Raw genomic sequence first — 9,434 nt, forward strand, 5'->3', positions numbered from 1 at the left:
TCCCGCGTCCACACCGCCCGCGGCCGGCACAGTCCATCCGCCGCGGCCCCGCCCCGTCCGTCCCGCAGGCACCACGGCCGCTGCAGGACGGGGGAGGGGTGCCCGACCACAGAAGGAAGCAGACCATGAGCCAGTACCCCCACGACGAGTTCGACGACGTCCCCGAGGACGGTGCCCGGCAGGGCGCGCACCGCGGCCACAACCCCCGGGCCCGCACCGGCTCCCGCCGCGAGCTGCGGGCCGTCGTGGCCGCCGGGGTGACGTCGCTCGTGATCGGCGCGGTGTGCTTCGTGAACTCGCCGCGCACGGCGCAGGAGCCGCAGGCCGCGGCCGCATCCCCGGTCTTCTCGGTCCCCTCGGCGGGACCCGACGCCGCCTGGGCGGGGGCGTCGCAACGGTGCGCGGGCGGCGTCGTCCCCGCCTGATCCGGGCGGCGTTCAGCCGGGAATGAAACCCGGGCCCGGGGCACGGGGACCGTTTGCGGTTCCGCGCGCGCGGGTGCCAGTATTGGGTTAGCACTCAGTCGAGTGGACTGCTAACCGGGTCCGGTGGCGGTTGCCCGGCACCCGAGTGACACCACACCACGGTGAGGTGGCGCGGCACGGTGAGGACCGTGCCGCGGAGCCGTCCGTCGCGGGCATCGTGGTGACAAGTCTTGTTTGTCAACCGTCCAGGAGGGACGAAACACATGGCAAAGATGATCGCATTCGACGAAGAAGCACGCCGCGGCCTCGAGAAGGGCCTGAACACCCTCGCGGACGCCGTGAAGGTCACGCTCGGCCCCCGCGGTCGCAACGTGGTGCTCGAGAAGTCCTGGGGCGCCCCCACGATCACCAACGACGGCGTGTCCATCGCCAAGGAGATCGAGCTCGAGGAACCCTACGAGAAGATCGGCGCCGAGCTCGTCAAGGAGGTCGCCAAGAAGACCGACGACGTCGCCGGTGACGGCACCACCACGGCCACCGTGCTGGCCCAGGCCCTCGTGAAGGAAGGCCTGCGCAACGTGGCCGCCGGTGCGGACCCGCTGTCCCTGAAGCGCGGCATCGAGAAGGCCGTGGCCTCCGTGACCGAGCAGCTGCTGTCCTCCGCCAAGGAGATCGAGACCGAGGAGGAGATCGCCGCCACCGCGTCCATCTCCGCCGCGGACCCCGAGATCGGCAAGCTCATCGCCGAGGCCATGGAGAAGGTCGGCAAGGAAGGCGTCATCACCGTCGAGGAGTCCAACACCTTCGGGCTGGACCTCGAGCTGACCGAGGGCATGCGCTTCGACAAGGGCTACCTCTCCGGCTACTTCGTCACGGACGCGGACCGCCAGGAGGCCGTCCTCGAGGATCCCTACATCCTCATCGTGAACTCCAAGATCTCCGCCGTGAAGGACCTCGTCCCCGTGCTGGAGAAGGTCATGCAGGCCGGCAAGCCGCTGCTGATCATCGCCGAGGACGTGGACGGCGAGGCCCTGGCCATGCTGGTGCTGAACAAGATGCGCGGTGCCGTGAAGTCCGTGGCCGTCAAGGCCCCCGGCTTCGGCGACCGCCGCAAGGCGCAGCTCGCGGACATCGCCATCCTCACCGGTGGCCAGGTCATCACCGAGGAGGTCGGCCTGTCGCTGGAGTCGGCCACGATCGACCTGCTGGGCCAGGCCCGCAAGGTCGTGGTGACCAAGGACGAGACCACCATCGTGGACGGTGCCGGCACGCAGGAGGAGATCGAGGGCCGCGTGGCGCAGATCCGCGCGGAGATCAACAACTCCGACTCCGACTACGACCGCGAGAAGCTGCAGGAGCGTCTCGCCAAGCTGGCCGGCGGCGTGGCAGTCCTCAAGGCCGGCGCGGCCACCGAGGTGGAGCTCAAGGAGCGCAAGCACCGCATCGAGGATGCCGTGCGCAACGCCAAGGCCGCCGTGGAGGAGGGGATCGTCGCCGGTGGTGGCGTGGCCCTCATCCAGGCCGGCGCCAAGGTGTTCGACTCCCTGAACCTCTCCGGTGACGAGGCCACCGGCGCGAACATCGTGAAGGTCGCCATCGACGCCCCGCTCAAGCAGATCGCCCTCAACGCCGGCATGGAGCCCGGCGTGGTGGTGGACAAGGTGCGCGGGCTCGAGACCGGCTGGGGCCTCAACGCCGCCACCGGCGAGTACGAGGACCTCATGGCCGCGGGCATCAACGACCCCGTCAAGGTGACCCGTTCCGCGCTGCAGAACGCGGCGTCCATCGCCGGGCTGTTCCTCACCACCGAGGCCGTGGTGGCGGACAAGCCCGAGCCCGAGGCCGCCGGTGCGGGCGCGGGTGCCGATCCCATGGGAGGCATGGGCGGCATGATGTGATCCCACTCCTCGTGAGTGGTGCCCCACCCGCCCTGCGGGTGGGTGCCGAGGAGGACCCCGGACGCGCAGGTCGTGTCCGGGGTCCTTCCCTGTCCGGGGGGCGGTCGGCGTGCCAGCCCTCGCCCCGGGCGCGGCGGTGACCGGGTCCGGCACTGTGCGTGTCGGCGGGTTTTGCGAGGATGGGGCCATGACGATCATTGCTTCCGCGGACGGCTCGGCGCTCGGCAACCCGGGGCCGGCGGGCTGGGCCTGGTACATCGACCCCACCTCGTGGCGCGCAGGCGGCTGGGCCCACGGCACCAACAACATGGGGGAGCTCACGGCGGTGCTGGACCTGCTGGAGCAGACGCGCCACCGGGCGGACGAGCCCCTCACGGTCTACTGCGACAGCCAGTACGTGATCAACTCGATCACCAAGTGGATGCCCGGCTGGAAGAAGAAGGGCTGGAAGAAGCGGGACGGCAAGCCCGTGATGAACGTGGACATCATGAAGGCGCTGGACCGCGAGCTCTCCGGACGCACGGTGCACTTCGAGTGGGTCAAGGGCCACGCCGGTCACGAGCTGAACGAGGCCGCGGACGAGCGTGCTCGCGCCATGGCCACTGCGTACCAGGCGAAGAAGGCGCCGGGGGACATGCCCGTGGGCCCCGGGTTCCGTGACGACGCCGGCGAGGAAGCCTGCGAGGGGTCCGGCGAGGGCGCCGGTGGGGAGGCCCGCGGCGCACAGTCGCTCACGGGCACCTCACCCGGCCCTGGCCGTCGACCCGGTTCAGGTGGAGGTGCTGCTGGCGCAGACACGCCCCCCGTCTCCGGAACGACCGGTGCGCGGCCCTCGTCCGAGGCACCGGAGAATTTCGCGGTGCCGGACGAGTACGAGGTGCTGGATCGTTCCGACGCATCCGAGCCGGACCTGTTCTCCGAGCTGGAGGCCCTGGACCGGGTCGGTGCGGGGAACGGATCGGCAGCCGGGCACGGGGAAGCCCCGGACGGGAGCACGGCGGGCGCGCACCCGTGGCCGCCCCACCTCGTGGCGGAGGCCGTCACGCGTGAGACCGCAGCCGTCTGCGCACCGGCCGGTCCCGGGACCGAAGCCCTCCTGCACCCGCGCATGCTGTGCGTGGACGCGCGGGGCAGGGCGGGCGGCGCCCCGGACTTCGCCGCGTGCTCGAGCCCCGGAGCCACTGCGGGTGACGTTCTCCTGACCGCGCTGGGTGCGGACGCCTACCACCTGAGCTACCGGCTGGAGGGGGACACCGCCGTGACCCGGCGCAGCTCCGTGTGGGTGCGCCAGGACCAGCACAACGAGATGGGACCCTGGCTGCTGCGGTTCCACCAGGCCACGGCGGAGGACTGAACCGGGGTCAGCTCGCGAACATGCGGGCGTTCGCGGCCTCGGTCTCGGCGTACTGGGTCCCGGCGGTGGCGAGCGCCCGGTTGATCTGGGCCACCGCCTCCTCCACCTGGGCCTGGGCGCTGCGCCAGGACTGCAGGGCCTCCTGGAAACTCGCGGAGGCGGTGCCCGTCCACGAGCCCTGGAGGTCCGTGAGCGTGGACGTCATGCCGTTGACCTCCGCGCTGAGGCGTTCGATGTGGCCGTGGGCCTGCTGGGACCTGGCGGCAATGGTGTCGCTGTCGACGACGAAGTGGGCCATGGTGTTCCTCCCCGGAACGTGTTCGCTGCCGGCACCCTGCCGGCGGACCCCACGCTAGGCACCGGCCGGGCCGGGTGAACGGGGAGGACCGGGCGGGTGGACTCACGCGTCGTCGTGCTCGGTGTCCACAGGTTCCTGGCGGGGGATCCGCACGGTGAACGTGGCGCCGCCGCCCGCGGTCTCCTCGAGCCTCACGGTGCCGTCGTGCTGCTCGATGATGGCGGCCACGATGGACAGCCCCAGTCCCGTGCCGCCGGTCTCCCGGGTCCGGGAGGAGTCCGCCCGGTAGAAGCGCTCGAACACGCGCTCGGCGTCCCGGCCGTGGATGCCCGGTCCGTGGTCGCGGACCTGCAGAACGGACGTGTGGGTGCCGTCCACGGAGGGTTCCAGACCCACCCCGAGCTCCAGTGGTGAGCCCGCGGGGGTGTAGCGCAGGGCGTTGGTGAGCAGGTTGGCCACCACCTGCCGCAGCTTGGACTCGTCCCCGTGCACCCAGGCGGCCTCGGGGGTGGAGTTCCGCAGCCCCACCACCTGCACGGCGCGGTCCGGCGCCGTGGCGTGGGCGTCCGAGGCGGCGTCATAGGCCAGGTGCAGCAGGTCCACGGGACCGGTGGTGGACACCCGGCGTTCGTCGAGGCGAGCAAGGGTCAGGAGGTCCTCCACGAGCTGGGTCATGCGCTTGGACTCGGACTCGATCCGGTCCATCGCCTTGCCCACGTCCTCGGGCGTCTGCAGTGCACCGTGGCGGTAGAGCTCGGAGTAGCCGCGGATCGAGACGAGGGGGGTGCGCAGCTCGTGGGAGGCGTCCGCGACGAAGCGGCGCAGCTTGGTCTCGGAGCGGGTGCGGGCGTCGAAGGCGTCCTCGATGTGCCCGAGCATCGCGTTGAGGGAGGAGGAGAGCTGGCCGATCTCGGTCTGCGGGTTGTAGCCCTCCATGCGCTGGGAGAGGTCCCCGTCCGCGATCCGTGCGGCCGTGGCCTCCACCTCCCGCAGCGGCTGGAAGGCCCGGGTGACCATGACCCACCCCACGGTCATGGCCGCGAGCAGGGTGGCGAGTCCGAAGCTGAAGGTCAGCAGACCCACGCCGGAGATGATCGTGTTCGTGCGCTCCAGCGGCTCCGTCACCACCACCGACATGTCGAACATCGTGAGCTTGGTGGGCAGCACACGCCACGTGTGGTCGGAGTCCCCCCGGGAGCCCACCGTCTCGGCCTGGCCGTCGTGGCCGACCACGTAGTCCAGGGTCATCTTCGAGAGGTCCGGGTCCGGCTCTCCGCTGCTGGTCGCGGCGCCGCCGCGGGCGGAGGCGATCACGTTCCCGTGGGCGTCCAGCAGGTACCCGGAGGTGGGTACCGGGGTGCTCACGTGGCCCTGCAGGGCCCCGGTGAGCACGGGCGCCACGGTGGGCACCGACTGCCGGAGCTCCTCGTCCATGCTCGCCACCAGCGAGTCCCGCAGCACGGACACGGCCACCAGGGTGGTGACCATGATGCTCACGGCCAGGAGCAGGCCGGTGAGCGCCATGAGCTGCGAGCGCAGGGATGCGGAGCGGAACCGCCGGGCGATCGCGTTCAAGGGATCAGTGGCGCTTGTCCGCGGAGCGCAGCAGGTAGCCCACGCCCCGCTTGGTGTGGATCAGGGAGGGCTGCTCGGGGTCGTTGTCGATCTTGCGGCGCAGGTAGGAGATGTAGGACTCCACGATCGAGGCGTCCCCGTTGAAGTCGTACTCCCACACGTGGTCCAGGATCTGCGCCTTGGAGAGCACCCGGTTGGGGTTGAGCATCAGGTACCGCAGCAGCTTGAACTCGGTGGGGGAGAGGTCGATCTCGCGGCTCCCGCGGAACACCTCGTGGGCGTCGTCGTCCAGGACGAGGTCGTCCACCTTCAGGCGGGAATCCTCCTCCTCGAGGGGCTGGGTGCGGCGCAGCACGGCTCGGATGCGTGCCACCACCTCGTCCAGGCTGAAAGGCTTGGTCACGTAGTCGTCCCCGCCCACGGTCAGCCCGGCGACCTTGTCGTCGGTGTCGTCCTTGGCCGTGAGGAACAGGATGGGGAAGTGGCGTCCCGCGGCGCGCAGCTTGCGGGTCACGGCGAAGCCGTCGATGTCGGGGAGCATGACGTCCAGCACGGCGAGGTCGGGGTCCTCGGCCTCGGCCTTGACCAGGGCGTCCCGCCCGTTGGCAGCGGTCACCACCTCGAACCCCGCGAAGCGCAGGGACGTGGCGAGCAGCTCGAGGATGTTCGGCTCGTCGTCCACGACGAGCAGCTTGGCTTCGGGGGTCTTGGCGTTCATGACCCCACTGTCTCCGAGTTTCCTGGACGGTTCCTGGTGCTGCCCAGGCTGCTTTCTGGGTGCCGGGCGTGCACGACGCCGCCCGCGCGCCTCAGCGTGCCGAGCGGCGTCGAGCGCCGCGCACCAGTTCGACGCACAGCAGCAGGAAGGCCAGGGGGAAACAGACCGCGGGGAAGATGGTGAATCCTGCCCAGATCACGTGGCCGCCGGAGGCGGCCAGGAGCACCGTCACGAGGGAGAGGGCGCACAGCAGCGCGAGCACGAGCGCCACCACGAGGAGACCGGAGATGCCCTCGCGGGGGGCGCGAGCCGTGCGGCTTCCGGTGGTCGTGGGTGCTGGGGGTGTGGAGGAGTCAGGCATGGCCACCAAGGTACCAAGGCTGACGTTACGCGCTGGGTTGAACGGGCTGCCGGCCGTCACGGCGGGGGATAAACTGTGGTGTTCGCACGGTGCCGCGCCCCCGGCGCGGTCACCGCCACGTGACGACGAGAGACTGAGGTGATCCGCGTGCCCACGGGCAAGGTGAAGTGGTTCGACGCCGACAAGGGATTCGGTTTCCTGGCCACCGACGACGGCCAGGAGGTCTTCCTGCACTCGTCCGCGCTGCCCCAGGGCGTCACCACGGTGAAACCCGGCACCCGCATGGACTTCGGGATCGCGGACGGCAAGCGCGGGGCGCAGGCCCTGTCCGCCACCGTGCTGAGCGCCCCGCCGTCCGTCACGCGCAACACCCGCAAACCACCGGAGGAGATGGCCGTGCTGACCGAGGACCTGATCCGCCTGCTGGACGGCATGTCCAACGGGCTGCGCCGCGGGCGCTACCCGGACCACTCGCACGGCCGGAAGATCGCCTCCATCCTGCGCACCGTGGCGGATGAGCTCGATGCCTGAGCCCACCACCTCCACCGACGCCTCCGGGGCCGGGGTCTCGACGGTCGGCGGGGCCGAGACCGGGACGTCCGAGCAGCTGCCCGCGGCCCGCACCCGGGCGAAGTCCCGGTCCACGCCCCGCGCCCGGGCGCCCAAGCAGGACCCCGTGCTCACCGAGGCCGTTGCCCTGGCGCGGGAGGCCGTGGTCCTCGGCGGCGCGGACGCGGCCGGCGTGGGGGAGCACGTGGGCGTGCGCGTCCACGAGGACCGGCTGCTCACCCACCTCTTCGACTGCGAGCTTCCCGGGTACCCCGGGTGGACCTGGTACGCGACCGTGGCCCGGGCACCCCGGTCCAAGCACGTGACCGTGTGCGAATCCGGTCTGCTCTCCGGGCCGAGCTCCCTGCTGGCACCCGACTGGGTGCCGTGGGAGGAGCGCATGCAGTCCGTCCGGGAACAGGACGCGCAGGAGCAGGGCGATCAGGACCAGGGTGAGCAGGGGCTGGGTGAACAGCGCGAGGCCCGCGAGACCACCTCCCGGGCCAGCTCGTCCGAGGACGACCCCTCCGGCTCCGCCGCCGCGTCGAACGCGCCCGAGGAGAGTCCGTCGTCCGGGGGTGAGGAGGCCACGGACGAGGAACCCGCGAGCGCCTCTGCCGCTCCTCCCGTGGGGCAGCAGGACCCGTTCAACCCGGGGGCGGGCAACGGCGGCTCCGGCACGGGGGAACCCACTCCCACGGACTCCACCCGCATGGAGGACGGCGCGTCATCCTAGGACGCGGTTCCACCACCGGGCCCGGCCCCGGGGCGGACGGTCCGGGACCGGGGAACGGTCGCCCTGGGGACCGGGGCGCGCACGGCGCGGAATCGCCCGCCCCCGGGCGCACCGGCATGTTCCGGTCCCTGCGGATCCGCAACTACCGCCTGTGGTTCACGGGCGCACTGGTGTCCAACATCGGCACGTGGATGCAGCGCACCGCGCAGTCCTGGCTGGTCTTCGACGAGCTCACGGACCACGACGCCACCGCCATGGGCGTGGTCATGGCCCTGCAGTTCGTGCCGCAGTTGCTGCTGGCCCCCTACGCGGGCGTGCTGGCCGACCGCTACGACCGGCGGCGGATCCTGGTGGTGACCCAGGGCGCCATGGCGCTGCTGGCGACCGGACTGGGGGCGCTGCTGCTGCTCGGCCTGGCTCAGCTGGGAACCGTCTACGCCTTCGCGCTGGCCCTGGGGATCGTCGCCACGTTCGACGCCCCGGTGCGCCAGACCTTCGTGTCCGAGATGGTCCCCGACACCCACCTCTCCAACGCCGTGGCGCTGAACTCCACCTCCTTCAACTCCGCGCGGTTGATCGGGCCCGCCGTGGCCGGTGTGCTCGTGGCCGCCGTGGGCACGGGGTGGGTCTTCATGATCAACACCCTCACGTTCGCCGCCATGATCTGGGCCATCCTGCTGATCGACGACGCCCGGCTGCGCCACTCTCCCCGGGCCGCCCGCGCCCGAGGACAGATCCGGGAGGGTGTGGGATACGTCCTGCGCCGCCCGGACCTCGTGGCGGTCATGAGCACCATCTTCATGATCGGCACGTTCGGGATGAACTTCGCCGTGTACCTCGCGGCCATGTCCGGATCGGTGTTCGGGCGGGGCTCGGAGGAGTTCGGCGTGCTCAACTCGGTGCTCGCCCTCGGCACCGTGACCGGAGCGCTGCTCGCTGCGCGCAGGGCGAGCGCCCGGCTGCGCTACGTCTTCCTGGGGTGCGCGGCCTTCGCCGTCTCGTGCCTGGGCGCGGCCACGGCACCCACCCTCTGGATCTTCGCCGTCTGGCTGGTCCCCTGCGGAATCTCCTCGCTGACCATCATGACCACGGCCAACGCGTACGTGCAGACCACCACGGCGCCCACCATGAGAGGGCGGGTCATGAGTCTCTACATGGCCATCTTCATGGGCGGCACCCCCGTGGGCGCCCCGGTGGTCGGGTGGCTCACGGACGCCTTCGGCGCCCGGTGGGGCATGGGCTCCGCGGTGGTGGCCGGGGTGGTCGGAACGCTCATCGGGGCGTGGTTCGCGTGGCGCGCACGCCGCGCGGACGGCCCGTCCCGAGGCGTGCCCGCGGTCTGACTCCCCGGCATCGGTTGTGGAGCCACCGTCGGCGGCACGTCATCTCCAAGGGGACGCGACCGCCGTCGTGCCCGCGGCCCCGGGCACGAGCACAGGCGCCGATGGCCGGTGCCCCCGCAGGACGTGCGCGCGCTGCTGGAGTGCCTCGACTGGGTCGTGGCCGCGCTCGCCTGAGTC

10 protein-coding genes are annotated in these 9,434 nt (G+C 71.4%); 6 read left to right on the forward strand and 4 right to left on the reverse strand.

Annotated elements, in window-relative coordinates:
• Window positions 1-125 precede the first annotated feature (125 nt).
• The 3 genes from CWC38_RS04125 to CWC38_RS04135 all read left to right on the forward strand — a co-directional run bounded on the left by CWC38_RS04125 (window position 126) and on the right by CWC38_RS04135 (window position 3,677).
• Window positions 126-425: a hypothetical protein gene (locus CWC38_RS04125; protein ID WP_240625040.1), complete on the forward strand. Its 300-nt coding sequence runs from the start codon at window positions 126-128 to the stop codon at window positions 423-425.
• A 263-nt stretch (window positions 426-688) separates the two neighbouring features.
• The gene (gene groL, locus CWC38_RS04130) at window positions 689-2,323 is read left to right on the forward strand and encodes a chaperonin GroEL (RefSeq protein WP_012398905.1); all 1,635 of its coding nucleotides are present in this window, start codon (window positions 689-691) and stop codon (window positions 2,321-2,323) included.
• A gap of 187 nt (window positions 2,324-2,510) precedes the next feature.
• Window positions 2,511-3,677, forward strand: coding sequence for a ribonuclease H family protein (locus CWC38_RS04135; protein ID WP_121845558.1), 1,167 nt, complete (start codon window positions 2,511-2,513; stop codon window positions 3,675-3,677).
• Window positions 3,678-3,684: 7 nt separating this feature from the next.
• On the opposite strand, the gene CWC38_RS04140 is transcribed toward CWC38_RS04135, so the two are convergent.
• From CWC38_RS04140 to CWC38_RS04155, 4 genes are all read right to left on the reverse strand, one after another.
• Complete coding sequence (locus CWC38_RS04140) at window positions 3,685-3,975, reverse strand: WXG100 family type VII secretion target (RefSeq protein WP_121845559.1); 291 nt, start codon at window positions 3,973-3,975, stop codon at window positions 3,685-3,687.
• 102 nt (window positions 3,976-4,077) lie between these two features.
• A complete protein-coding gene (locus CWC38_RS04145) occupies window positions 4,078-5,550 on the reverse strand; it encodes a sensor histidine kinase (protein ID WP_206059851.1) in 1,473 nt (490 codons plus the stop codon).
• A 4-nt stretch (window positions 5,551-5,554) separates the two neighbouring features.
• Window positions 5,555-6,268 (reverse strand): response regulator transcription factor, encoded by a 714-nt coding sequence (locus CWC38_RS04150; RefSeq protein ID WP_121845560.1) that lies wholly within the window; start codon window positions 6,266-6,268, stop codon window positions 5,555-5,557.
• A gap of 91 nt (window positions 6,269-6,359) precedes the next feature.
• Complete coding sequence (locus CWC38_RS04155; RefSeq protein ID WP_121845565.1) at window positions 6,360-6,629, reverse strand: hypothetical protein; 270 nt, start codon at window positions 6,627-6,629, stop codon at window positions 6,360-6,362.
• 147 nt (window positions 6,630-6,776) lie between these two features.
• On the opposite strand from CWC38_RS04155, the gene CWC38_RS04160 reads away from it, so the two are divergent.
• The 3 genes from CWC38_RS04160 (at window position 6,777) to CWC38_RS04170 (ending at window position 9,257) form a co-directional block, all read left to right on the forward strand.
• Window positions 6,777-7,160, forward strand: a complete 384-nt coding sequence (locus CWC38_RS04160) for a cold-shock protein (RefSeq protein WP_121845566.1) — start codon at window positions 6,777-6,779, stop codon at window positions 7,158-7,160.
• Window positions 7,153-7,914, forward strand: a complete 762-nt coding sequence (locus tag CWC38_RS04165; protein WP_121845561.1) for a DUF3027 domain-containing protein — start codon at window positions 7,153-7,155, stop codon at window positions 7,912-7,914. The genes CWC38_RS04160 and CWC38_RS04165 overlap by 8 nt, the downstream gene beginning before the upstream one ends.
• Before the next feature lie 116 nt (window positions 7,915-8,030).
• Window positions 8,031-9,257: an MFS transporter gene (locus tag CWC38_RS04170; RefSeq protein ID WP_121845562.1), complete on the forward strand. Its 1,227-nt coding sequence runs from the start codon at window positions 8,031-8,033 to the stop codon at window positions 9,255-9,257.
• Window positions 9,258-9,434: the final 177 nt, after the last annotated feature.

Source organism: Kocuria tytonicola (assembly GCF_003687455.1).
Classification (GTDB): domain Bacteria; phylum Actinomycetota; class Actinomycetes; order Actinomycetales; family Micrococcaceae; genus Kocuria; species Kocuria tytonicola.